Source organism: Aquincola tertiaricarbonis (assembly GCF_023573145.1).
In the GTDB taxonomy this organism is placed as follows: Bacteria; Pseudomonadota; Gammaproteobacteria; order Burkholderiales; family Burkholderiaceae_C; genus Aquincola; species Aquincola tertiaricarbonis_B.
On sequence record NZ_CP097636.1, the window covers coordinates 757,018 to 781,245 of the forward strand.

General features: G+C 70.3%; 17 protein-coding genes. 10 read left to right on the forward strand and 7 right to left on the reverse strand.

Translation table 11 applies throughout. The features are described 5' to 3' along the window. Positions 1 to 69 precede the first annotated feature (69 nt). From MW290_RS17690 to sixA, 5 genes are all read left to right on the forward strand, one after another. Positions 70 to 3,372, forward strand: a complete 3,303-nt coding sequence (locus tag MW290_RS17690) for a hypothetical protein (RefSeq protein WP_250199018.1) — start codon at positions 70 to 72, stop codon at positions 3,370 to 3,372. Then, a complete protein-coding gene (locus tag MW290_RS17695) occupies positions 3,369 to 5,024 on the forward strand; it encodes a ShlB/FhaC/HecB family hemolysin secretion/activation protein (RefSeq protein ID WP_250199019.1) in 1,656 nt (551 codons plus the stop codon). The genes MW290_RS17690 and MW290_RS17695 overlap by 4 nt, the downstream gene beginning before the upstream one ends. A 52-nt stretch (positions 5,025 to 5,076) precedes the next feature. Beyond that, positions 5,077 to 9,975, forward strand: a complete 4,899-nt coding sequence (locus MW290_RS17700; RefSeq protein ID WP_250199020.1) for a beta strand repeat-containing protein — start codon at positions 5,077 to 5,079, stop codon at positions 9,973 to 9,975. Between the two features lie 81 nt (positions 9,976 to 10,056). Continuing rightward, entirely contained in the window at positions 10,057 to 12,162 is a 2,106-nt protein-coding gene (gene ppk1, locus MW290_RS17705) for a polyphosphate kinase 1 (RefSeq protein ID WP_250199021.1), read from the forward strand. A 23-nt stretch (positions 12,163 to 12,185) separates the two neighbouring features. Beyond that, the gene (gene sixA / locus MW290_RS17710) at positions 12,186 to 12,650 is read left to right on the forward strand and encodes a phosphohistidine phosphatase SixA (protein WP_250199022.1); all 465 of its coding nucleotides are present in this window, start codon (positions 12,186 to 12,188) and stop codon (positions 12,648 to 12,650) included. A 3-nt stretch (positions 12,651 to 12,653) separates the two neighbouring features. Here the strand turns inward: sixA and ppx are convergent, their stop codons facing one another. Further along, positions 12,654 to 14,183: an exopolyphosphatase gene (gene ppx / locus MW290_RS17715; protein WP_250199023.1), complete on the reverse strand. Its 1,530-nt coding sequence runs from the start codon at positions 14,181 to 14,183 to the stop codon at positions 12,654 to 12,656. 97 nt (positions 14,184 to 14,280) lie between these two features. Here ppx and MW290_RS17720 point away from each other — a divergent pair, with 97 nt between their 5' ends. Further along, positions 14,281 to 15,060: a ZIP family metal transporter gene (locus MW290_RS17720; RefSeq protein WP_250199024.1), complete on the forward strand. Its 780-nt coding sequence runs from the start codon at positions 14,281 to 14,283 to the stop codon at positions 15,058 to 15,060. Between the two features lie 7 nt (positions 15,061 to 15,067). Here the strand turns inward: MW290_RS17720 and MW290_RS17725 are convergent, their stop codons facing one another. The 4 genes from MW290_RS17725 to MW290_RS17740 form a co-directional block, all read right to left on the reverse strand. Beyond that, positions 15,068 to 15,502, reverse strand: a complete 435-nt coding sequence (locus MW290_RS17725) for a universal stress protein (protein ID WP_250199025.1) — start codon at positions 15,500 to 15,502, stop codon at positions 15,068 to 15,070. 77 nt (positions 15,503 to 15,579) lie between these two features. After that, a complete protein-coding gene (locus MW290_RS17730) occupies positions 15,580 to 16,449 on the reverse strand; it encodes a sulfurtransferase (protein ID WP_250199026.1) in 870 nt (289 codons plus the stop codon). After that, positions 16,446 to 17,357, reverse strand: a complete 912-nt coding sequence (locus MW290_RS17735; protein ID WP_250199027.1) for a DMT family transporter — start codon at positions 17,355 to 17,357, stop codon at positions 16,446 to 16,448. The genes MW290_RS17730 and MW290_RS17735 overlap by 4 nt, the downstream gene beginning before the upstream one ends. A 56-nt stretch (positions 17,358 to 17,413) precedes the next feature. Then, positions 17,414 to 18,526 carry an aromatic ring-hydroxylating oxygenase subunit alpha gene (locus MW290_RS17740; RefSeq protein WP_250199028.1) on the reverse strand — a complete coding sequence of 371 codons (1,113 nt, stop codon included), beginning with the start codon at positions 18,524 to 18,526 and terminating at the stop codon, positions 17,414 to 17,416. 254 nt (positions 18,527 to 18,780) lie between these two features. On the opposite strand from MW290_RS17740, the gene xseB reads away from it, so the two are divergent. Genes xseB through MW290_RS17760 form a run of 4 tightly spaced genes read left to right on the forward strand, consistent with a single transcriptional unit; the run spans position 18,781 to position 22,382 of the window. Then, on the forward strand, positions 18,781 to 19,023 hold the full coding sequence (gene xseB, locus MW290_RS17745; RefSeq protein WP_250199029.1) for an exodeoxyribonuclease VII small subunit: 243 nt from the start codon (positions 18,781 to 18,783) through the stop codon (positions 19,021 to 19,023). A gap of 33 nt (positions 19,024 to 19,056) precedes the next feature. Continuing rightward, positions 19,057 to 19,944 (forward strand): polyprenyl synthetase family protein, encoded by an 888-nt coding sequence (locus MW290_RS17750; protein WP_250200046.1) that lies wholly within the window; start codon positions 19,057 to 19,059, stop codon positions 19,942 to 19,944. A 21-nt stretch (positions 19,945 to 19,965) separates the two neighbouring features. After that, complete coding sequence (dxs, locus tag MW290_RS17755; RefSeq protein WP_250199030.1) at positions 19,966 to 21,864, forward strand: 1-deoxy-D-xylulose-5-phosphate synthase; 1,899 nt, start codon at positions 19,966 to 19,968, stop codon at positions 21,862 to 21,864. Between the two features lie 11 nt (positions 21,865 to 21,875). Beyond that, complete coding sequence (locus MW290_RS17760; protein ID WP_250199031.1) at positions 21,876 to 22,382, forward strand: nucleoside deaminase; 507 nt, start codon at positions 21,876 to 21,878, stop codon at positions 22,380 to 22,382. A 16-nt stretch (positions 22,383 to 22,398) separates the two neighbouring features. Here MW290_RS17760 and MW290_RS17765 read toward each other — a convergent pair whose 3' ends face one another. Both MW290_RS17765 and MW290_RS17770 read right to left on the reverse strand, forming a co-directional pair. After that, a complete protein-coding gene (locus MW290_RS17765) occupies positions 22,399 to 22,830 on the reverse strand; it encodes a DUF1841 family protein (protein WP_250199032.1) in 432 nt (143 codons plus the stop codon). A gap of 17 nt (positions 22,831 to 22,847) precedes the next feature. Further along, entirely contained in the window at positions 22,848 to 24,119 is a 1,272-nt protein-coding gene (locus tag MW290_RS17770) for a Fic family protein (RefSeq protein ID WP_250199033.1), read from the reverse strand. Between the last annotated feature and the right edge of the window lie 109 nt (positions 24,120 to 24,228).

The window sequence follows — 24,228 nt, forward strand, 5'->3', positions numbered from 1 at the left end:
GCCGGTTGTTCGTTGCCTTCGCGAAGTACAGCCGCCCGGAGCATCACAACGCTTCGAGGATTGCTGTACATGACCATCTCGCACGCGGTCCGGGTCCGCCTGGTCGCCGTCGCCGTCAGCGCATTGCTGGCGGCCTGCGGTGGCGGTGGCGGCGGCGCAGAAACGCCGACCCCCACCAGCCCCACCGACACCGGCACCGTCTCCCAGGGCGTCGACATCACCAACGTCACCACCGCGCAGGTGGAGGCGGCCAAGGCCCAGAAGCACTTCGCGGCGCTGGGCGTGCTCGTCGGCGCCAAGGTCGAGGTGCGTGATGCCTTCGACAAGTCGGGCACCGTGCTCTACGAGACGGTGACCGACGACAACGGGCAGTACACCGTCACGCTGCCCGACTATTCCAAGTACGCGTTCTTCCGCGTCACCGTCTCGGGCGGCAATGACTGGGACGTCAACGACACCGGCACCCGCGACGCCACGCCGACGCCCTTCAAGGGCGAGATCAACGCCCTGGTGGACGCCAGCGACCTGCTCAACGGCTCGGTGCGGGTGACCATGCTCAGCGATGCGGCCTACCGCCTCATCGGCGGCGACCTGACGCGCTTCGACGCCAGCTCGCTGAACATCGAGCTCAACCGCGTGGCCGGCCTGCTGATGAAGCGCAGCCTGGGCAATGCCAACGCCGCAGCGGTGTCGTCCGACCTGCTGCAGTTCGACGCCACCCGCACCGAGCACCGCGATGCGCTGGCCTTTGCCTTCACCGAGCTGCAGCAGCCGCTGGGTGGCGATGCCAACCAGCGCTCGCTGCTGCAGAAGTACCACGCGGGCGAAACCACCGAAATGGCCGCCGCGTGGCGCCAGATGACCAGCACGCTGGGCGTGGCCAAGAGCCTGTCGGCCGAGATCGACCGCAACACGGTGAAGTTCCAGGCCGGCGTCACCGGCGTGGGCAGCATCACCGGCAGCCCCTTGCCCAATGGCAGCTACGGCGAAGCGAAGGAGCCCTACAGCACCGTGCTGCCGCGTGACGGCAGCACCGTCAACCTGACCGCCGCCGAGATCGACGGCAACTGGCAGTTCCATTCGTGGACGGGTTGCAAGCAGGTGGTGGGCACCCGCTGCGAGCTGGAGCTGTCTGCCGACGTGACCGCGATCGCCCGCTTTGCGCTGAAGGAAGCCAAGGTCAATGCCGAGGTCACCTCGCTGGGCCGCATCGCCCCGCAGGACAGCGTCACCGGCATCCGCTTCAATGCCGACGGCACCGCCACCATCGTCTCGCGCGATCCGGCGACCGTGGCCTACCTGAACACGCTGATCGTCGGCTCGTTGGTGCAGACGGGCCATGTCGACCACCCGACGGTGCGCATCAGCCAGATCGTCACGCCGGCCACCGTGGTCACGGCCAATGCGCCGGAGGCCACCACGGCGCCGATGACCACCATCAGCTTCCGCTGGACGGAAGCCTCGCCGGTGGATGTGTACGAGAGCATCTCCATCGTGGCCGACGCCACGCCGATGGCCTTCGACGAGGTGCGCGCCATCGAGGTGGGTGACGGCGTCTCGGGCTCGGTGCGCACCGTGATTCCGGCGCCCGACTTCACCACCAGCGTGGTGGCCGGCTCGGTGCTGGGCACCGCGCCCACTTGGTACGTCACCCTGGCGCCCGATGCGCGCAGCTGCCGCGGCTTCGGTGCCGACGCGGTGGCGCGTGCGGCGCTGCAGACGGCCTGGGAAGCCTCGCCGCGTGGCTACCCCTTCAACACCGCCGCGCTGGCCAACTGCGTGGCCACCGGCAACTTCAGCATTGCCGGTGACCTGACCGACTACGTGATGGGCAAGTCCACCGGCGACGTGGACCAGTTCTCCGGCCGCCACGACGGCACCGGCAAGCTGGCCATGCGCCTGCCCAAGGACGTGTTCAAGTACGAAAGCAAGGGCACCATGCTGGCCAGTGCCGCCGGTGCCGAGGGCGGCCGCAGCGCCGAGCCGGTGTGGGTCTCGGGCGTGGGGGTGGCGGTGCCGCTGGGCAACAACCTGTTCCTGGCCAGCCGCGAGCGCGAGGCGGGCTTCCGCCTGGTGGCGCTGAAGGACACGGCCAAGATCACCACCCAGCAGGCGGTGCGCCAGGCGCGCAGCGACTGCGCCATGCAGGGCCTGCCCAGCGCCTGCGGCCTGCTGGCCGGGCTGGAGCGTGAACGCCAGGGCCTGAGCAACGTGGGCATGATCCCGCTGCTGTCGTCGCCGCTGTCGGTCACGCTGTCCAAGCCGGGCACCAACCTCAGCGGCACGGTCTCGCTCAACCTCAACATCGACCTGCGGCCCAAGGCTTCGGTCGACTGGAGCCTGCGCAGCCTGTGGATCCGCGCCAGCGCGGGTGCCGACTACGAGATCAAGCCCGAGCTGGGCCTGACCGCCACCTACGGCAAGACCCCCGGCGGCTTCCGCGTGCCGGTGGAAAGCAAGAAGAAGAAGTTCGATGCCAAGCGCGCCAAGGAAAAGGTCGGCACCACCAAGGTCCCCTTCAAGAAGACGCTGATCAAGATCGACCTCGGCCGGGCCATTCCGTATGCCGGCGCGGTGCTCGACCTGAGCCTGAACCTGGAGGTGGGCGTGGACTTCACCGGCGAAATGTCGGTGACCATCACGCCCACGCTGACGATGGCCGGCGACTTCGGCGTGCGCGGCTACTACGAGTGGCGCTGCTGCCGCTCCAACGACCGCGAGTTCTCGGCCTGGTTCAACATGCCTACGCGCCAGCCCGGCATCTCGGGCGAGCTCAAGGGCACGCTGGCGGTGGAGCCGTATGCCGAGCTGAACCTGGCGGCCGGCCTGCGCGGCGTGGCACCCGAGGTGGCCAAGGTGTTCGTGCGCGGCGGCGTGATGTTCCGCGGCGAGGCGGCCACCAGCTTCAGCTACGCGACCTTGTTCCGCGACCAACCCGGCCCCGACACCTGGGCCGAAGGGCGTGTGTTCGGCAACTCGCGCAAGTACTGGGAGGACTGCTCGCTCGACACCCGTGTGCGCAATGGCGGCTCCTGCACCTGCGACCGGGACGAGACCCGGCGCCATTGGTGGGGCGGATCGTACGTCTCGCGCAAGTGCGTGCAGCGCGGTGATCCGGTGCGCGTGCCGGGCGTGGTCAAGAAGATCCCGCAGCGCTGCGTGAACGAGCCTGAGCTGGCCCTGGGCGTGTACCTGCACGGCAAGGCGGGCGTGGTCACCTCGTCCAGCAACTTCGCATGGCCCTTCCGCGGCTGGTTCGACTTCCTCAACCGCGAAGTCAACTTCTTCGACCAGGAATGGCCGATCTGGGAGTACCCCGCCAAGGACAACAGCCCCGATGCCGAACTGGTCGGCTGCAGGGACATCACGTGAGGCTGCACGCCCAATGCGGCGCCGCCGCGCGCTGGCGGCGCACGGCAGTGGCCGTGGCCACCTGCGCTGTGGCCGGTGCGGCCCCGCCGGTGGCAGCGGCCGAGCCAGCGCCGCCTGCCGCCGCCGCTGCCGAGCCCACGGTCACGGTGCAGGCCTTCGAGATCGAAGGCGCCGAACAGGTGGGCTTTGAAGAGCTGCAGGCCGTGCTGGCGCCCTGGCGCGGCCGGCCGCTCACCCGGCAGGCCCTGGGTGAAGCCGCCCGCGCGGTGGAGCGCCACTACCAGCAGGTGCACCGCCGCCTGGCGCGGGTGACGCTGCCGCCGCAGGACGTGACCGAAGGCCGGGTGCGCCTGCGCGTGGCCGAAGGCCGGCTGGGCCGCGTGGTGGTGCAGGCCGATGGCGTGCGCGCCATCGCCCCCGAGCGGGCACGTGCGGCCGTAGAGGCGCTGCAGGCCCCCGGCCAGGCGCTGTCGCTCAGCGCGGTGGAACGCGCCACCATGCAGCTGGCCGAATGGCCGGGGCTGGAGGTGCGCAGCAGCCTGGTGGCCGGCAGCGGCGCGGGTGAAACCGACGTGGCGCTGGTGCTCACCGACCGCCGCCCCTGGGACCTGCAACTGCGCGCCGACAACGAAGGCGCCCGCGCCACCGGCCATGCCCGCGTGGCGGCCGACGGCTGGGCCGTGCTGCCCGGTGGCGGTGGCCATGCCGTCACCGCCGGCACCATGATCAGCGAAGGCAGCCGCCAGCTGCGCCTGGGCGCCAGCACGCCGCTGCCGGCCAGCGGCTGGCGCGCCTCGGCCTATGGCAGCGCGCTGGACTACCGGCTGGTGACGCCCGAGTTCAATTCGCTCGATGTCAAGGGCCCGTCCAGCACGCTGGGGCTGGGCCTGTCCTGGGCCATCGATCGCAGCGCCACCGGCAGCCGCGATGCGTCGGCGCAGCTGGAGCGGCGCTGGTTCCGCAACAAGGCGCTGGACACGGTGCTGTCGGACTACCGCATCGACGTGCTCACGCTGCGCTATGCGCGCCTGTGGTCCGACGAGGCCGGTGACGCCCGCCGTGCCTGGGAGTTGAGCCTGGCGGTCGGCGATGTCGACCTGTCCGGCTCGCCCAACCGCGAGGCCGATGCCCTGACCGCCGACACCGCGGGCGGCTATGCGCTGCTGCGCGGTGCCTGGCAGCACAGCCGCCAGGCCGGTGCGCACGGGCGCTGGTCGCTGCGGGCCAGCGGCCAGTGGAGCGCGCAGAACCTGGACGTGTCCGAGCGCATGCTCATCGCCGGCCCGGCCGGCGTGCGCGGCTACCCGGTGGGTGAAGCCACCGGCAGCCGCGCGCTGCTGGGCACCGCCGAATGGCAGCAGGGCCTGGCCGGCCTCGGCCAGCCTTCGCTCACGCTCTCGGCCTTTGCCGATACCGGCGTGGCCTGGCAGTACGCCGATGCCGACTTCGCCGGCGCGCCGCCGCGCAACCGGCTGCGCCTGTCGGCCGCCGGCCTGTGGCTGGAGTGGCGACCTGCGGCCGTGCCGCTGGTGGCCCGCTTGACCGTGGCACGCCCGCTGGGCCATCACCCCGACCCCACCGCCAACGGCGACAACCAGGACGGCAGCCGCTTCGGCACCCGCTGGTGGCTCAGCGCGCAATGGTCGCTGTGAGCCCCGCCGCCCCTTCATTCCTTTCCCCTGAATCCCTGCGAGGAGTCGCACGATGAGTACTTCTGCGAGCCTGAATACCGCTTACCGCCTGGTGCGCCGCGCCGATGCGCAATGGGTGCCCGTGCCCGAGACCGCCACCGGCCACGGCGCCGCCCGCGCCGGTGCGCAGCTGGTGGCCCACCTGCTGCTGGCGGCGCTGCCGCTGGTCGCCAATGCCGGCCCGCCCGGCGCCGGCACCTTGCCCACCGGCGGCACGCTGGCCGCGGGCCAGGCCAGCTGGCAAGCCCAGGGCAGCACGCTGACCGTCAACCAGGCCAGCCAGCGCGCCGTCATCGACTGGCAGCGCTTCGACCTGGGCAGCCAGGCCAGCGTGGTGTTCAACCAGGCGGCCGGCCGCAATGCCGCCACGCTCAACCGCGTGCTGGGCAACCAGCCCAGCCAGATCCTGGGCCGCATCCAGGCGCCGGGGCAGGTGTTCATCAGCAACCCGTCCGGTGTCATCTTCGGCGCCAGCGCCCGCGTGGACGTGGGCGGCCTGGTGGCCACCACGATGTCCACCAGCAATGCCGACTTCATGGCCGGCAACGGCCTGTGGCAGCGCCAGGGTAGCACTGGCGCAGTGGTCAACCAGGGCACGCTGACGGCGGCCGATGGCGGCTACGTGGCGCTGCTGGCGCCCGAGGTGCGCAACGAAGGCGTGGTGCTGGCACGTGCCGGCACCGTGGCCCTGGCTGCCGGTGAAAGCGTGCGGCTGGACTTCGACGGCCCGGGCCTGGCCAGCGTGCTGGTGACGCCCGCAGCGCTGAAGACACTGGTGGACAACCGCCAGGCCCTCCTGGCGCCCGAAGGCGTGGTCATCCTGTCGGCGCGCAGCGCCGAATCGCTGCGCAGCGGCGTGGTCAACCAGGCGGGCCTGATCGACGCCTCCAGCCTGGTGTCGCGCGGCGGCCGTGTGCTGCTGGAAGGCGACAGCCTGACGCTGGCCGCCGGCAGCCGCATCGACGCCACCGGCGCCACCGGTGGCGGCACCGTGCATGTGGGCGGCGGCTGGCAGGGTAGCGGCCCGCTGGCCGGCGCCACCACGGTGGTGATGGCCGAAGGCGCCAGCATCGACGCCAGCGCCACCCGGCGCGGCGACGGCGGCGAGGTGGTGCTGTGGAGCGACGTGGCCCGCAACGGCACCCGCACCGCGGTGCAGGGCCGCATCAGCGCCCGCGCCGGTGCCGAAGGCGGCGACGGCGGCCGGGTGGAAACCTCGGGCCACACGTTGGACATCCGCGGTGCCACGGTGGACGCATCCTCCGCCAAGGGCCGCGGCGGCCGCTGGCTGCTGGACCCCACCGACCTGACCATCGATGCGGCGCAAGCCGCCACCATCGTCACCGCGCTGGAAGGCGGCACCGACACGACGGTGCAGACGGTGGCAGGCGGCAGCGACGCCGGCCACCTGACCGTGGGCAGCGGCATCCGCTGGACCAGCAGCGCCGACCTGACCCTGCAGGCGGACGGCGACATCTTCGTGCGTGCGCCCATCCTGGCCGAGCATGCCAACGCGGTGCTCACCTTCCAGTACGGCCAGGGCGCTGTGGCCGCCGGCAACACGGCCGACTACCACGTGCTGGCGCCCATCGGCCTGAACGGCGGTCCCAATTTCGTCACCCTCAAGGGCAGCGACGGCACGCCCATCACCCACACCGTGATCAATGCGGTGGGCACGGAAAACGACAGCGGCGGCCTGACGCTGCAAGGCATGCGCGGCAACCTGGCCGGCCACTACGTGCTGGGCGCGTCGCTGAACATCGGCCATGTGAGCGGCTGGAACAGCGGCGCCGGCTTCACGCCGGTGGGCGACAACAGCACGCCCTTCACCGGCAGCTTCGACGGCCTGGGCAATACCCTCATCGGCCTGACCATCAACCGGCCATCGGCCGAGTACCAGGGCCTCTTCGGCAAGACGCAAGACGCCAGCATCCGTAACCTCGGGTTGGCTGATGTGAGCATCACGGCTTCGGCGCGTGGCGGCGCCCTGGCCGGCGTGGTGGGTGCCAACACGCAGGTGTCCACGGTGTATGCCACCGGCACGGTGGCGGGCGGAAGCATGCTGGGTGGCCTGGCCGGGTCGCTGTCCAGCGGCGTGGTGGTCAGCGACAGCTACCTGAGCGTCAACGTCGGCGCCAGCGGCGGCTGGGCGGGTGGCCTGACCGGCGACCAGAGCGGCGCCACCGTGCAGCGCGTGTTCTCCACGGGTTCGGTGAGCGGCAGCTTCAACGCCGGCGGCCTGCTGGGCGGCAAGAACGGCACCGTCACCAACAGCTTCACCACCGGATCGCTGTACGGCTACAACTTCGGCGGCTCCGAAACCAACAGCGGCACCCGCAGCGCCTCGCAGCTGAAGCAGGCCAGCACCTTCGCCAGCTACGACCTCGCCAACGTCTGGACGATCTACGAAGGCCGGACCACGCCGCTGCTCAATGCCTTCCTGACGCCGGTGACGGTGACCGCGGCCGCGCAGAAGACCTACGACGGCACGCTCGATGCCGTGCTGGCCGATGCCACGCTGTCCAGCGAAGGCCTGCGCAACCAGCTGCAGGGCACGCTGGTGTATGGCGGCGGGGCCAACTCGGCCAATGCCGGCAGCTACGCCAGCACCACCGCTTCGGGCCTGTACTCCGGCCAGCAGGGGGTGCGCATCAGCTATGCGCCGGTGGGCACGCTCACCATTGATCCGAAGGCCTTGACCGTGGTCGGGGCGGCGGCCGCCAACAAGGTGTACGACCGCAGCACCGACGCCACGGTCAGCGGCACGCTGCAGGGCGTGGTGGGCAGCGATGCCGTCAGCCTGCAGGCCTCGGCCAGCTTTGCCGACAAGAACGTGGGCACCGCCAAACCCGTGACCGCCACCTTCACGCTGGACGGCGCAGCCGCCGGCAATTACACCGTGGCGCAGCCGACCGGGCTGACCGCCGACATCACCCCGGCCCAGCTGACGGTGAGCGGCGTCACCGCGGCCAACAAGGTGTACGACCGGGAGACCGTGGCCAGCGTCAGCGGCGGCACGCTGTCGGGCGTGCTGGGCGGTGACACGGTCACGCTGGGCGCCGGCAGCGGCAGCTTCGCCGACAAGAACGTGGGCACGGGCAAGGCGGTGACCGCGGGCTTCAGCCTGGCGGGTGCCGATGCGGCCAACTACGTGGTGGCCCCGGTCACCGGTCTGACCGCCGACATCACGCCGGCCACGGTGGCGCTGGCCAGCACCTCGGTGGGCAGCAAGGTGTACGACGGCCAGACCGCAGCCACGCTGAGCGGCGGCGCCCTGACGGGGGTGCTGGGCAGCGATGCCGTGACGCTGCAGGCCAGCCAGGTGAGCTTCCTCGATGCCAACGTCGGCACCGCCAAGCCGGTGACGGCGCAGCTCTCGCTGGCAGGTGCCGATGCCGGCAACTACGTGCTGGCCGCCGGTGCGGCCGATGCGCTCACCGGCGACATCACCCGCCTCGGCTCGGTCAGCTGGGTGGGCGGCAGCCGCGGCAGCTGGTTCGACGCCAGCAACTGGGCCGGCGGCGCCGTGCCCATCCGCGACAACGTGGCCAACGTGGTGATTCCGCAGGGCACGCTGGTGACCGTGGCCGACGGCGCAGCGGCCGATGCGCCGATGCTGGCCAGCCTGACGGGCGCCGGCAGCGTGAGCGTGGCGCGGCAGGCCTTGTCGGCCAGCGGCGCCATCAGCCTGGCCAGCCTGGCCGTGGGTGCGGGCGGCGAGCTGGCCGCCGGCAGCCTGACCGTGCCCAGCCTGACGCAGACCGGCGGCCGCATCAGCGTGAACGGCGCGCTGACGGTCAACGGCCAGTTCGCGCAGGTGGACGGCCAGCTGCGCGCCGGCGGTGCCGCCAGCGTGACGCAGGCGGCGGGCGACCTGTCGGTGCGCCATCTGGTGGCCGGCAGCCTGGTGCTGCGCGCCAACGACGGCGCGCTGACGCTGGGCAACGTGGGCAGCGTGGCCGATGCGCGGCTGCATGCCGCGGCCGACATCACGCAAACCGACGGCGGCTCCCTGACCGTGCTGGGTGCGCTGGACGCCACCGCCGGTGGCGACGTGCGGCTGGCCCAGGCGCGCAACATGGTGGTGGGCACGGTGGCCGTGCAAGGCCGCCATGTGCAGCTGGTGCAGGCCATCGACGACCTGGTGCTGGGCAACGTGGTGGCCAGCGGCGACCTGGCGGCCACGGCGGCCACCGGCCACCTGCGCCAGGCCACCGACACCACGCTGAGCGTGACCGGCAGCACCACGGCCGTGGCCAGCCAGGGCTCGGTGTACCTGATGAACGAGGGCAACCGGCTGGTGGGCACCGTCTCCGCCCGCGGGCAGGACGTGGGTCTCACCCAGGGCGCGGCACCGCTGGTGCTGGGCACGGTGACGGCCGGCGCCAACCTGGCCGTCAAGAGCGGTGGCACCGTCACCCAGGTGGGCGCGCTGACCGTGGGTGAGCGCACCAGCCTCGATGCGGTGGGGCAGGACGTGCGGCTGGACCGCCGCGACAACGACTTCACCGGCGCCGTCACCGCCCGCACCGGCGCGCTGACGCTGGTGGACGGCAGCGGCGGCCTGCAGCTGGGCGGCGTGCAGACCAGCGGCGCCACCCTGGTGGAGTCGTATGGCGGGCCGATCAGCCAGACCAGCAGCTTCGCCACCACTTCGGGCCTGCTGTCGGTGTTCAACGCCTGGCAGGACGGCAGCTACACCTCGGTGAGCCTGAACACCGAGGCCGCGGTGCAGATCAACGGCCAGGTGGCCAGCACCGCCAGTGCTGGCGTCAGTGCGGGCATTGCGCGGGCGCTGAGCGCGCTGTCGTGGAGCACGCTGCCCACCAGCCTGGCGGCGGCCCAGGACACGGCACGGCCGGCCGACCAGAAGCTGACCCTGCCGGCCACCGTTCCGGTCAAGGCAGAGTGAGCCTGCAGCCGGCACGCGGCGCCATGCCGCGTGCCGGTGCTTGTCACCGATCTGTCGCAGAAGGTTCATAAACTGAGCCCTATGCCGGAAGTCTCAGATCAGCCGTATCCCACCGCCACGGCCGAGGCGGCGCCGCAGGAGCCGGCGCCCACGCTGGCGCCGCTCAACCGCGAACAGGCCATCCTCGAGTTCAACCGCCGGGTGCTGGCGCAGGCCAGCCGGCCCGACGTGCCGCTGCTCGAGCGGCTGCGCTACATCACCATCGTCTCGTCCAACCTGGACGAGTTCTTCGAGGTGCGCTACGCCGATTACCTGGAAGCCGCGGCCGCGATGGGCTCGGCGGCCGATGCCGACCTGCAGGCCCTGTCGGCCGACGCACATGACCTGATCGACCAGCAGTACACGCTGTTCAACGAGCTGGTGATGCCGGCGCTGGCCGCCGAGGGCATCGTGGTGCTCAACCATGCCGAGCGCAACGAAGCCCAGCGCCAGTGGGTGGCCCGCTTCTTCGAGCGGCAGGTGATGCCGCTGCTGGTGCCGGTGGGCCTGGACCCGGCGCACCCGTTTCCGCTGGTGGCCAACAAGAGCCTGAACTTCATCGTGCGGCTGAGCGGGCGTGATGCCTTCGGCCGCGCCAGCAGCATCGCCATCGTCAAGGTGCCGCGGGTGCTGCCGCGCGTCATCCGGCTGCCGGCATCGGTGTGCAAGCCGGGTGAGCAGGGCTTCGTGCTGCTGTCCAGCGTGATCCGCGCCCACCTGGCCGACCTGTTCGCCGGCCGCGAAGTGGAAACCTTCTCGCAGTTCCGCGTCACCCGCGACTCCGACCTGGAGGTGGACGAAGACGACGTGACCAACCTGCGGCAGGCGCTGCGCTCGGGCCTGACCACCCGCCACTTCGGCCAGGCCGTGCGGCTGGAGGTGGTCAAGAGCTGCCCCGAAGAACTGTCCGGCTTCCTGCTGCAGCAGTTCGCGCTGCCGCCGGCCGCGCTGTATCGCGTCAACGGGCCGGTGAACCTGGTGCGGCTGAACCAGCTGATTGACCAGGCTGCCGCCGACCGCTTGCGCTTCGAGCACCATGAGCCGGCCTGGCCGGCGCAGCGGCTGCCGCGCTCGCAGTCCATCTTCGCGCGGCTGCGCCAGGGCGACGTGCTTCTGCACCACCCCTTCGAGAGCTTCGAGCCGGTGGTGCAGTTCCTGCGCGAGGCGGTGCACGACCCCGATGTGCTGGCCATCAAGCAGACCATCTACCGCACCGGCACCCAGAGCGTGCTGATGGACCTGCTGATCGAGGCGGCCCGCCGCGGCAAGGAAGTGATGGTGGTGGTGGAGCTGAAGGCCCGCTTCGACGAAGAGGCCAACATCAACTGGGCCGAGCGGCTGGAAGCCGTGGGCGCCCAGGTGGTGTACGGCATCGTCGGCCTCAAGACCCATGCCAAGCTGCTGCTGGTGACCCGGCGCGAAGGCACCCGCCTGCGCCGCTATGGCCACCTGTCCACCGGCAACTACAACCCGCGCACCGCGCGGCTGTACACCGACGTCGGCTACCTCACCGCCGACGAGCACCTGACGGCCGATGCCGATGCGGTGTTCCACCAACTGGCCAGCCTGACGGCGATGAAGCCGCCGCGCCACCTGCTGACCGCGCCTTTCGTGCTGCATGGCCGCATGCTCAAGCACCTGCAGCAGGTGACCGATGCGGCGCGCGAGGGCCGGCCGGCGCGCGTGGTGGTCAAGTGCAATGCGCTCACCGACCCGCGGCTGATCGACGGCCTGGTGGCCGCGGCGCAGGCCGGCGCGCAGATCGACCTGGTGGTGCGGGGCGCCTGCATGCTGCGGCCCGGCGTGCCCGGCTTCACCGAGCGCATCCGCGTGCGTTCGGTGGTGGGCCGCTTCCTGGAGCACACCCGGGTGCTGTACTTCCGCTGGGGCGAAGACGACGCGCACGAGGCGCTGTACCTCAGCAGCGCCGACTGGATGAGCCGCAACATGTTCCGGCGCATCGAGCTGGCCTGGCCCATCCACGACCGCGCGCTGCGCCAGCGTGTGATCGACGAATGCTTGGTGCCCTACCTGCACGACACCAAGGAAGCGTGGCTGCTGCGCTCGGACGGCCACTACGAGGCCGTGACCACCACCGGTGAGCCGGTGAGCGCCCAGCAGGCCCTGATGGCCCGCTTCGGCGGTTGATACCCAGACCAAGGAAATCGGCGATGGACCTTATTCTGTGGCGCCACGCCGATGCGGTGGAACTGCACGAGCCCGGCGACGATCTGGCCCGCCCGCTGACCTCCAAGGGCGAGCGGCAGGCCGCGCGGGTGGCCGCCTGGCTCAACCAGGTGCTGCCCGAGAGCACCCGCATCCTGGCCAGCCCGGCCCGCCGCACGCAGCAGACGGCGCAGGCACTGGACCGCAAGTTCAAGACCGCACCCGGCCTGGCCCCCGACGGCACGGTGGAATCGCTGCTGGCCGAGGCGCGCTGGCCCGATTCACGCCACCCGGTGCTGGTGGTGGGCCACCAGCCCACGCTGGGGCTGACGGCCTCCTACCTGCTCACCGGCGGCACGGTGCAGCCCTGGAGCATCCGCAAGGCCGGCGTCTGGTGGCTGCGCCTGCGCGAGCGCGGCGGCAGCTCCGAGGTGGTGCTGGCCAGCGTGCGCGGGCCTGAGCACCTGTAGTTTTCAGCCAGCTACTTTCAGATCCACCGCGCCGTTGCGCTGCCACGCGGCGGCTTCTTCCTGCAGCAGGTACAGCGTGCGCGGGTTGCTGCTGGCCCAGTCGGCCGGCAGCTGGATGGTGGCGCCGCGCCCGTGGCGCTCGATGTCGATCGCATGGCCGGCGAAGGCGCCGCGTGCATGGCATTCGATGGCGGCCAACCGCAGTGCCACCACCTGCCAGGCAAAGCCTTCGTTGGCCAGCGCCGCCTCGATCTTGCGCAGCCCGCCGCGCTGGCCCAGCACCAGGTCGGCGATGCGGCGCTGCTGGTTCTGCGAGAAGCCCGGCGCGTCCACATGGCTCAGCAGGTAGGCGCTGTGGCGGTGGTGATCGTGGTGCGAGACCATCATGCCCAGCTCGTGCAGGTCGCAGGCCCAGCCCAGCTCGCGCACCGCATCGGCATCGGCCTGCGGTGCCAGCTGGCGGTACAGCGCCAGCGCCACCACGCGCACCCGCTCGGCCTGGGCCACGTCCACCTGGAAGCGCTTCTGCAACTCGCGCACCGAGTGGTCGCGCACGTCGCCGTGCTGGCCGTCGCGCGGGGCATGCACCCGGTCGTAGAGGTCGATGATCACGCCCTGGCGCAGCGCGCCGCGGGCCGGCTGCAGGTGCTCGATGCGGAAGTGCGCCGCCAGCGTGTACAGGATGGCCAGGCCACCGGCGATGACCGCGCGGCGGTCTTCCTTCAGGCCGGGCAGGTCCAGCTTGTCGATGTGGCCGGCGCTGATGCATTGCTGGATCAGCCAGCGCAGGCCCTTGGGCGTGATGCTGCCGTCGGTCACGCGGCTGGCGGCCAGCAGCTGCGACACCGCGCCGGCGGTGCCCGATGAGCCCAGCGCCTCGGTCCACAGCCGCGGCGCGAAGGCGTCCAGGCCTTCTTCGAACTCGGCGCCGGCGGCGATCTGCGCCTCGCGGAAGCCGGCTTCGGTGAGCCGGCCGTCAGGGAAGTGCCGCATCGACAGGCTCACGCTGCCCACGCGGAACGACTCGGCGGTGGTGGGCAGGCGGCCGGTGCCCAGGATCATCTCGGTGCTGCGGCCGCCGATGTCGATCACCAGCCGCGGCGCGTCGCTGGGCTGCAGGTGGGCCACGCCCGCATAGATCAGGCGCGCTTCTTCACGGCCCGAGATCACCTCGATCGGCTTGCCCAGCGCCTCCTGCGCGCGCGCGAGGAAGGCGTCGCGGTTGCTGGCTTCGCGCAGCGTCTGCGTGGCCACGGCCCGCACCTGCGCCACTTCAAAGCCCTGCAGCCGCTTGGCAAAGCGTTGCAGGCAGGCCAGGCCGCGCTGCGCGGCGGGCTCGGTCAGCAGGCCGTCGGCGTCCAGCCCGGCGCCCAGACGAACGGTTTCCTTCAGGTAGTCGATGCGGCGGTAGCGGCCGTGCTGCATCTGGCCGATTTCCAGCCGGAAGCTGTTCGAGCCCATGTCGATGGCCGCGAGCGGGCCGGAGGTCAAGGTGCGCTGAAGGTCCATGCCGGCATTGTCGTGGCTGGCCATGGCGACACCGTGGCGCGCGCGCATCGCGGCGCGGCACAAGGGCCGGCTTCTAGAATGCCGCTCCCCCACGTTTGTCGACCGCCCGTCACGCCGCTTCATGACCTTGCTGTACATCGTCCTGGCCACCCTGGCCGGCGGCCTGCTGTCGGTGGGCATCGCGGCCAGCCTGACGGTGCATCTGCTGGGCCGGGTGGTCAAGAGCCTGGTCAGCCTGTCGGCCGGCGTGCTGCTGGCCACCGCGCTGCTCAACGTATTGCCCGAAGCCTTCGAGAGCCAGGCCGAGCCGCATGCGCTGTTCGCCACGCTGCTGGGCGGACTGCTGTTTTTCTTCCTGCTGGAAAAGGTGGAGCTGTACCGCCACACCCACCACCATGAAGGCGACGGCCACCACCACCATCACCACTTTGATGCCGAGCAGGCGGGCCGTGGCGGCTGGAGCGTGCTGCTGGGCGACAGCATCCACAACTTCTGCGACGGCGTGATCATCGCCGCCGCCTTCCTCACCGACGTGCGGCTGGGCACGGTGACGGCGCTGGCCATCATCGCCCACGAGATTCCGCAGGAGGTGGGCGACTACATCGTGCTGCTGAACGCCGGGCTGTCGCGTACCCGGGCGCTGGTCTACAACGCGCTGTCGGGCGCGGCGGCGGTGGTGGGCGGCGTGGTGGGCTACTTCGTCGTGGGCCCGTGGGAGGCGCTGTTCCCGTACCTGCTGGTGGTGGCAGCCAGCAGCTTCGTCTACGTGGCGGTGGCCGACCTCATCCCGCAGATGCAGCGGCGCCTGTCACTGCGCGACACGCTGCTGCAGGTCGGTTGGCTGGCTGCGGGCTTGGTGATCGTGCTGCTGGCCATGAGCGGCCTGCAGCACAACCACTGAACCACGTTCACTTCACCACCAGCACCGGCAGCTTGCTGTGGATCAGCACGCGCTGGGTTTCGCTGCCCAGCAGCAGCGCGGCCATGCCGCGGCGGCCGTGGGAGGCCATCACCACCAGGTCGACGCCTTCCTTTTCAGCCACCTCCAGGATGGCTTCCCAGGGGTGCAGGGCTTCCACCGTGCTGCCGCTGCAGGACAGGCCGGCCGCGGTTGCCGTCTCGATCACCGACTTCACGCGGCCGGCGGCGATGCGTTCCTGCGCGTCGAAGAATTCCTGCGGCGGCACCGGCTGCATCTCCGAGATCGCGCTGTAGGGGAAGGGCTCCTTCACGCTCACGGTAGACAGCTTGGCGCCCGTGGTGCGGGCCAGGGTGGTGGCCGTCTGTACCGCCTTGGCGGTGATGTCGGAGCCGTCGGTAGGGACCAGGATGTGCTTGAACATGCCTTACTCCTCGTACGCTGAATGCGTTGCTGTGTGAGCACTGTCCCGCCAAACCGGTTCCCGGCTTTTGACCTGGATCACGAACCCCGGGCCACGGGCCGCGCCGGATCGGCCGACCATTCACTCCAGGAGCCGGGGTACAGCGTCGATTCGCCCAGCCCCGCATGCGCCATCGCCAGCAGGTTGTGGCACGCCGTGACGCCCGAGCCGCACTGCTGCACCACGCCCCATTCTGAACCCGGGCGCCCGATCAGGGCAGCCCATTCGGCCCGCAGGGTCTCGGCCGGCTTGAAGCGGCCGTCCGCGCCCAGGTTGTCCTTGAAGAAGCGGTTGCGCGCCCCGGGGATGTGGCCGGCCTGGGCGTCCAGCGGTTCCACCTCGCCGCGGTAGCGCTCGGGCGCGCGGGCGTCGAACAGCCGCACCCGGCCGGCCTGCTGCAGCAGCTCGGCCGCGCTGATGGTGGGCATGCCCGCTTGGGCGGTGGCCGGGTAGGGCGGCTGCGCCTCGGGCGATGAGGCTGCCTCGGTGCTCAGCGTGCCGCCGTCGGCCTGCCAGGCGGCCGGGCCGCCGTCCAGCACGGCCACGTCGGCATGGCCCAGCCAGCGCAGCAGCCACCAGGCGCGGGCGGCGTAGGGGCCGCCCTGTGCGTCGTAGGCCACCACCGGCACGCCCGGCCGCACGCCCCAGCGGCCGGCGGTGGCCGCGAAGGCTTCGCGCGTGGGCAGCGGGTGGCGGCCGCCCTGGGCGGGGCCCGCCGACTTGTCGCCCGACAGGTCGCGGTCCAGGTGGGCGTACACGGCGCCGGGCAGGTGGCCGGCGGCATAGGCGCGCTCGCCGGCAGCGGCGTCGGTGAGGTCGAAGCCGCAGTCCAGCAGCACCACGGGCTGGCCGGCAGCCAGCAGGGCGCGCAGCTCGGGCGCGGAGATGAGCGGGCGGGTGAGGTTCATGTTTCCACCGAGTTGTTGGACACGGCGGGCGCCTGGCGGGCCCGCAGCAAGGTGGCGCCCAGGCCGGCGCCGACGATCAGCAGCATGCCCCCGAGCGCCATCCACGTCACAGGGTCGTCGAACAGCAGCACCCCATAGCCGAACGCGAAGGCGATGCCCAGGTACTGCAGGCTGGCGTTGGTGAGCGCATGGCCGATGGCATAGGCGCGGGTCATCATCATCTGGGCGCTGGTGGCCAGCAGGCCGGTGGCCACCAGCAGTGCGAAGCCCTGCCAGGTGTGGCCGTGCAGGCCGTTGACCACCATCGAGGCCGCGCCTACGGTGCAGCTGCCCAGCGAGAAGTAGAAGACCACGCGGTACTCGGGCTCGCCGATGCGGCCCAGCGCGGTGACCTGCAGGTAGGCCATCGCGGCCAGCATGCCGGAGATGAGGCCGGCCACGCCGTACCAGAGCTGGTGGCTGTCCATCGTGGGCCGCAGCACCAGGGCCACGCCGACAAAGCCCAGCACGATGGTGATCACGAGCCGGCCGTCGATGCCGTGGCTGGCGGGCTGGCCGCTGCCGTTGAAGCTCACCAGCACCGCGCCGCCGATGAGGAACATCGCCATCCAGATCGACGACATGTAGTTCAGCGTCATCGCCGTGGCCAGCGGCAGGTTGCCCAGCGCATAGAACCACAGCACCAGCGAGGCCACGCCGACCACGCTGCGCCACAGATGCATCATCGGCACCGGCGTGCGCAGCGTGCCGCCGCGCGCCCGGGCCACGCCGGCGATGAAGAGCGCGCCGATGAGGCCCCGGTAGAACACGATCTCACCGGCCGGGTAGTAGGCCGAAGCCAGCTTGACGCACACCCCCATCGTGGCAAACAGGAAGGCGGCGGCGACCATCAACATCGGAGCGGACATCATCCGCCCGATTGTGGCAAGTGCTTGCTCACCGGGCTGTCACCCCGGTGCGCGGCTCAGCGCTTCATTTGGAAGGAGGCGCGATACCACTCGTGGAAGTGCTTCATGCCGTCTTCCATCGGGCTCTGGTAGGGGCCGCATTCGTCGTCGCCGCGTTCGTACAAGGCCTTGCGGCCGGCGTCCATGCGCAGCGCGATCTCGTCGTCCTCCACGCAGGTTTCCATGTAGGCGGCCTGCTGGGCTTCGACGAACTCGCGCTCGAAGGCGACGATCTCCTCGGGGTAGTAGAACTCCACCACGTTGGTGGTCTTCTGCGGGCCCTTGGGGTAGAGCGTGCTCACCACCAGCACGTGCGGATACCACTCGACCATGATGTTCGGGTAGTAGGTCAGCCAGATGGCGCCGTGCGGCGGCGTCTGGCCGCCACTGAACTGGCGGACCGCGTCGTGCCAGCGGCGGTACACCGCCGAGCCGGGCTTTTCCAGGCCCTTGTGCACGCCCACCGTCTGCACCGAGTGGTGGCGGCCGAACTCCCAGCGCAGGTCGTCGCAGGTGACGAAGCTGCCGAGCCCGGGGTGGAACGGCCCGACGTGGTAGTCCTCCAGGTAGACCTCGATGAAGGTCTTCCAGTTGTAGTCGCACTCGTGGATCTGGATCTTGTCGAGCACGTAGCCGTTGAAGTCCAGCGCCGCGCGCGGGCCCAGCTGGGCCAGGTCGGCGGCGACGTCACGACCGTTGTCCTCAAACAACATGCCGTTCCACTCGCGCAGGCGGTAGTTGTTCAGGTGCAGGCAGGGGTCCTGCTGGAAGTGCGGCGCACCCACCAGCTGGCCATGCAGGTCGTAGGTCCAGCGGTGCAGCGGGCAGACGATGTGGCTGCGCGTGTGGCCGCGGCCACGCAGCATCACCGCCTGCCGGTGGCGGCAGACGTTGGACACCAGTTCGATGCCGTCCCGGGTGTGCACCAGGGCCCGGCCTTCGCCTTCCTGGGGCAGCGCGTAGTAGTCCCCCACCTCGGGCACGGCCAGTGTGTGCCCGACGTAGCGGGGACCATGCTGAAAGATGAGTTCCTGTTCCCTGCGGAACCGGTCCTCGTTGAAGTAGGTGTCAACCGACAGTTGCGTGCGGTTGCGTTCGAGCGCTGCAAGCTTGATGCTCAGGTCGGACATGATCCCCAGGATCTCCAAAAACCAATGTCAACCCCCCGCCACGAGATGGCGGGTTTGAAGGAATCTCTCCGGGAGTACCCCCCGAAAAGCGAGCGCGGGATTGTACCCAGGGGGGGTGTCCGTGGGGCGCGAGGGGCAACCGGGCGAAACAACCGTCTTCAATCCGTCAAGGATGGGATACGGACCCCGGGGGCGGGGGTCGGGCTGTCTACAATGATCGACCTGACTTTTCACAAGACGAGATGCCCAGCCGAATGACCGCGAAGCCCGAGGCGGCCGACGCCGAGCTGCCAGCGCTTCGCTACGAGGATGCGCTGGCCGAGCTCGAACAACTGGTGCAGACGATGGAAAGCGGCCAACTGCCGCTGGACCGCCTGCTCGAAAGCTACAAGCGTGGTGCCGACCTGCTGAACCTGTGCCGCTCGCGCCTGCAGGCCGTCGAGGAACAGGTCAAGGTGCTGGAAGACGGGCAGCTCAAGCCCTGGACGACCGCCTGAGGGCGGCCCGGCATGCACAGCGTGAGGGACACGATGAAGGTGGACGATTTCGACGCCTGGACACGCTCCGAACTGGACGCGGTCGAGGCTGCGCTGGACGCATGGGTGCCGGCTGACGCGCCGGCCGGCGTGGGCGTGGCCATGCGCTACGGCGTGCTGGACGGTGGCAAGCGGCTGCGGCCGCTGCTGGTGCTGGCCGCCTGCGAGGCGGTGGGCGGCTCGCGCGAGGCCGCGATGCGCGCCGCCTGCGCGGTGGAGCTGATCCACGCCTATTCGCTGGTGCACGACGACATGCCCTGCATGGACAACGACGTGCTGCGCCGTGGCAAGCCCACGGTGCACGTGCAGTTCGGCGAGGCGCAGGCCATGCTGGCCGGTGATGCGATGCAGGCGCTGGCCTTCGAGGTGCTGACGCCCGACGCCGGCGTGGCGCCCGCTCTGCAGGCGCGCCTGTGCTCGCTGCTGGCCCGTGCGGCCGGCCATGCCGGCATGGCCGGCGGCCAGGCGATCGACCTGGCCAGCATCGGCAAGCCGCTGGACGAAGCCGCGCTGCGCGACATGCACCGCCGCAAGACCGGTGCACTGCTGCAGGCCAGCGTGCTGATGGGTGCCGCCTGCGGCGACACCACGCCGGCCTCGTGGGCCGCGCTGTCCGATTACGGCTCGGCCATCGGTCTGGCCTTCCAGGTGGTCGACGACATCCTGGACGTCACGCAGGCCTCCGAAACGCTGGGCAAGACCGCCGGCAAGGACCTGCACCACAACAAGCCCACTTATGTGTCCGTGCTCGGCCTGGATGCCGCACGGCGCCACGCCGACGAACTGCGCGACCAGGCCCATGCGGCCCTGCAGCGCAGCGGGTTGGCCGATGCGCTGCGCCTGGCGATCCTGGCCGACAAGGTCGTCGAGCGCCACAGCTGACGCCAGGCCCGCCCCCTCGCGATGACCACTACGCTGCTACAAACCATCCACAGCCCGGCCGACCTGCGCCGGCTGCCCCGCACCAGCCTGCATGCGCTGGCCCGTGAACTGCGCGAATGCGTGCTGCAGAACGTCAGCAGCACCGGCGGCCACCTGTCGAGCAACCTCGGCACCGTGGAGCTCACCATCGCGCTGCACTACGTCTTTAACACGCCCGAAGACCGGCTGGTGTGGGACGTGGGCCACCAGACCTACCCGCACAAGATCCTGACCGGCCGCCGCGAGCGCATGAGCACGCTGCGCCAGCTGGGTGGCATCAGCGGCTTCCCGCGGCGCGACGAGAGCGAGTACGACAGCTTCGGCACCGCGCACTCGTCCACCTCCATCTCGGCGGCGCTGGGCATGGCCATGGCCGCCAAGCTCAAGGGTGAAGACCGCAAGGCCGTGGCCGTGATCGGCGACGGCGCGATGACCGCCGGCATGGCCTTCGAGGCACTGAACAACGCCGGCGTGCCGCATGCCGGCCTGCTGGCCGACATGCTGGTGGTGCTGAACGACAACGACATGTCGATCAGCCCGCCGGTGGGCGCGCTCAACAAGTACCTGGCGCGGCTGATGAGCGGCAAGTTCTACAGCGCCGCGCGCGAAGGCGCCAAGAGCGTGCTGAAGAACGCGCCCAGCCTGTTCGAGCTGGCCCGCCGCTTCGAGGAGCATGCCAAGGGCATGGTGGTGCCCGGCACCATCTTCGAGGAATTCGGCTTCACCTACGTCGGCCCCATCGACGGCCACGACCTGGACGCGCTGATCCCGACGCTGGAGAACCTGCGTGACAAGAAGGGCCCGCAGTTCCTGCACGTGGTCACCAAGAAGGGCTACGGCTACAAGCTGGCCGAGGCCGATCCCATCCTGTACCACGGCCCCGGCAAGTTCGACCCCGCCAAGGGCCTGCCCAAGCCGGGCGTGCCGGCCAAGCCGGCCTTCATGCACATCTTCGGCCAGTGGCTGTGCGACATGGCGGCCACCGACCAGCGGCTGGTGGCCATCACGCCCGCGATGCTGGAAGGCTCGGGCATGGTCGAGTTTCAAAAGCGCTTCCCGCAGCGCTGCCATGACGTGGGCATCGCCGAGCAGCATGCGGTGACCTTCGCGGCCGGCCTGGCCTGCGAGGGGCTCAAGCCTGTGGTGGCGATCTACTCCACCTTCTTGCAGCGCGCCTACGACCAGCTGATCCACGACGTCGCGATCCAGAATCTGCCGGTGGTGTTCGCGCTCGACCGCGCCGGCATCGTCGGTGCCGACGGGGCTACCCACGCCGGCGCCTACGACATCGCCTACCTGCGCTGCATCCCGAACATGGGCGTGCTGACGCCGGCCGACGAGAACGAGTGCCGCAAGGCGCTGACCACCGCCTACCGCCGTGACCACCCGGTGGCGGTGCGCTACCCGCGCGGCACCGGCGCCGGCGTGGCCACCGATGCCGACCTGCCCGACTTCGAATGGGGCAAGGGCGAAGTGCGCCGCAACGGCCAGCGCATCGCCATCCTGGCCTTCGGCACCCTGCTGTACCCGGCGCTGGCCGCCGCCGACAAGCTGGACGCCACCGTGGCCAACATGCGCTTTGCCAAGCCGCTGGACGAAGCCCTGGTGGCCGAGCTGGCGCGCACGCACGACGCCATCGTGACGGTGGAAGACGGCTGCGTGATGGGCGGCGCGGGCGCGGCGGTGATGGAGGCGCTGCAACGCGCCGGCCTGCAGAACCCGGTGCTGTCGCTGGGCCTGCCCGATGAGTTCATCGAGCATGGCGACCCGGCCAAGCTGATGGCCGGCATCGGCCTGGATGCCGCCGGCATCGAGCAATCGATCCGCAAGCGCTTCCTGGGCGGCAAGCCGGCGCTGGTGGTGGCGGCCTCGGCCGGCTGAGGGCGGCGCGCGTGGCCAGCTACCCGCCGCAGGGCCTGAAGCCCACGCACGAACAGATCCTCAAGCACCTGCGCCGCTCCAACGAAGTGGCGCAACGGGCGGTGGTGCTGGGCCACCACCCGTTCGGCGCGGTGCTGGTGGGCCCCGACCAGGAAACCGTGTTGCTGGAGCAGTGCAACATCGACACGGTCAACCATGCCGAGTCGACGCTGGCCCGCGTGGCGGCCACCAACTTCACGCCCGAGTTCCTGTGGGGCTGCACGCTCTACACCGCGGTGGAGCCCTGCTGCATGTGCGCCGGCACCGCCTACTGGGCCAACATCGGCCGCATCGTCTTCGGCATGACCGAAGAGCAGCTGCTGCAGGCCACCGGCAGCCACGAAGAAAACCCGACGATGAGCGTGCCCTCGCGGTACGTCTTCGACCACTGCCAGAAGCCGGTGGACCTGATCGGCCCGGTGCCCGAGATCGCCGCCGAGACGGTGGCGATGCAGCAGGCGTTCTGGTCCAGCCGCTAGGCCACCGCGGGCGGGTTCAGCGGGTGGCGCGCCGCCGCACGCATTCCAGGTAGGCCTGGCCGTCGGGCGGCAGGCCACTGCGCTGCGAGGCCCAGATCATCTCGCCCAGGCAGTCCATCATCTGGTGCTGCGCCTCGTGCGCCGAGCCCAGCTTGGCCGCCAGCAGCCCGAAGGCCTGCTTGATGCCGGTGGGCTGGTCGATCGACACCTGTTCGCTGATCGACAGGTGCATGCTCAGGTGCAGGAAGGGGTTGGTGCGGCCTTCTTCCACCGTATAGCTGGCGGCCAGCGCCGCCTCCAGGTCCGACAGGTCGGCGTGGTACTCCGGATGCTCGTCGATCCATGGCGCCGCCACCGCCTCCATCGGGACCAGCGGCATGCCCTCGCGCTGCTTGCGCAGCACCTCGCAGAAGAAGCGGCGGACGTCGTGTTGGCTGGGCTGGAACATGGCGGGATTGTCGCGCTTCAGCCGCCTGATGGCAGCGCGTTCGGAGGCAGGCCCACCCGCCCGCCGGGCCGCCCCAAGGGCGGGTGCGCCCCCTCGGGGGGCAGCGAGCGCAGCGAGCTTGGGGGTAGGCTTACCGGCCAACCGGGCATGTTCAGGTAGTAGCGCAAGGCCTTGCCCTGTCCATGCGTCCACAGCATTCCGGCCGCCACCAAGTCGGCCAGATCGCGCGTTGCGGTGGGCTTGGAGGCACCGGTGAGCTTGATGTACTTCTGCGCATTCAAGCCGCCCAGGAAGCCACCGTCTCCGTCGTCCAGCAGCCGCTGCACCACCTTGCGCTGTCGTTCGTTCAAAGCAGCGGCGGCCGGCGTAGTCCAGAAGCGGGCTTTGGCAAGCACCGTGTCGACCACGCGGCCCGACTGCTCGGAGGCCAGCGCTACCTGTTGCGCAAACCAGACCACCCAGGCCGTCGCGTCGGTGCTGCCGCGTTGAGCGGCGTTGAGTGCTTCGTAGTAGCCGTTGCGCTCGGCCAGCAACTGCCGGGACAACCCATACAGCCGCACTGGCGCCTGGTGATGTTGTGCCATCGCCAAGTCGACGATGGCACGGCCAATGCGGCCGTTGCCGTCTTCAAACGGGTGGATGGTCTCGAACCACAGGTGCGCCAGCGCCGCCCTTGCCACGCCGTCCATCGCCGGCGCCTCGCCAGCTCGTGGGGTTGGTTGGTTGAACCAGGCGAGGAAAACCGTCATCTGGCCAAAGACCTGCGAGGAAGGCGGCGCTTCATAGTGCACCACTTCCTTGCCCGGGCGCCCACTGACGATTTGCATGGGGTCGGCATGGCTGCGGTAACGACCGACCTCGATGCGGCGGATGCCGCTGGTGCCGCCCGGAAACAAAGCCGATTGCCAGCGCCACAATCGGTCGTGGTCCAGGGGCTGGTCAAAACTGCGGATGGCGTCGTCGATCACCGCCACCTGGCCGTCGGCATGACGATCCTGGGGTCCAGCATTGGACAGGCCCAGGCGGCGCATGACCGAAGACCGCACGGCATCCGGCGACAGCCGTTGGCCCTCGATGGCGGCTGTGGCGATGGTTTCTTCCTCCATCAAGGTCTGCAACACCGAGACATCGCTTTGCAGACCAATGGCCTGCGCCTTGCCTTCGAGGCGCCCCTGCATGCGATGCGCATGAGCCAGCACCGGGCCGGCCTGCGCGGCGTTGAAGGTCAGCGCGGGCCAGTCGGGCTGCTGCCACACCCAGCGTGGTTTGCGGAAGCTCATGAGCCGCATTTTAGACAATTCGGCTCAAATCATGAGCCGTATAGGTCGAATTGGGGCTCATGAGCCCCAGCGCCTAACATGCACCCGGCCCGACCTGCCGGCCGGGTGCACAAGAACA

Excerpts from the sequence above, each read along its gene's own strand:
- MW290_RS17690 (WP_250199018.1), top strand. The coding sequence starts at position 70 with ATGACCATCTCGCACGCGGTCCGGGTCCGCCTGGTCGCCGTCGCCGTC.
- MW290_RS17700 (WP_250199020.1), top strand. The coding sequence starts at position 5,077 with ATGAGTACTTCTGCGAGCCTGAATACCGCTTACCGCCTGGTGCGCCGC.
- ppk1 (WP_250199021.1), top strand. The coding sequence starts at position 10,057 with ATGCCGGAAGTCTCAGATCAGCCGTATCCCACCGCCACGGCCGAGGCG.
- sixA (WP_250199022.1), top strand. The coding sequence starts at position 12,186 with ATGGACCTTATTCTGTGGCGCCACGCCGATGCGGTGGAACTGCACGAG.
- ppx (WP_250199023.1), bottom strand. The coding sequence starts at position 14,183 with ATGGCCAGCCACGACAATGCCGGCATGGACCTTCAGCGCACCTTGACC.
- MW290_RS17720 (WP_250199024.1), top strand. The coding sequence starts at position 14,281 with ATGACCTTGCTGTACATCGTCCTGGCCACCCTGGCCGGCGGCCTGCTG.
- MW290_RS17725 (WP_250199025.1), bottom strand. The coding sequence starts at position 15,502 with ATGTTCAAGCACATCCTGGTCCCTACCGACGGCTCCGACATCACCGCC.
- MW290_RS17730 (WP_250199026.1), bottom strand. The coding sequence starts at position 16,449 with ATGAACCTCACCCGCCCGCTCATCTCCGCGCCCGAGCTGCGCGCCCTG.
- MW290_RS17735 (WP_250199027.1), bottom strand. The coding sequence starts at position 17,357 with ATGTCCGCTCCGATGTTGATGGTCGCCGCCGCCTTCCTGTTTGCCACG.
- MW290_RS17740 (WP_250199028.1), bottom strand. The coding sequence starts at position 18,526 with ATGTCCGACCTGAGCATCAAGCTTGCAGCGCTCGAACGCAACCGCACG.
- xseB (WP_250199029.1), top strand. The coding sequence starts at position 18,781 with ATGACCGCGAAGCCCGAGGCGGCCGACGCCGAGCTGCCAGCGCTTCGC.
- MW290_RS17750 (WP_250200046.1), top strand. The coding sequence starts at position 19,057 with ATGAAGGTGGACGATTTCGACGCCTGGACACGCTCCGAACTGGACGCG.
- dxs (WP_250199030.1), top strand. The coding sequence starts at position 19,966 with ATGACCACTACGCTGCTACAAACCATCCACAGCCCGGCCGACCTGCGC.
- MW290_RS17765 (WP_250199032.1), bottom strand. The coding sequence starts at position 22,830 with ATGTTCCAGCCCAGCCAACACGACGTCCGCCGCTTCTTCTGCGAGGTG.
- MW290_RS17770 (WP_250199033.1), bottom strand. The coding sequence starts at position 24,119 with ATGCGGCTCATGAGCTTCCGCAAACCACGCTGGGTGTGGCAGCAGCCC.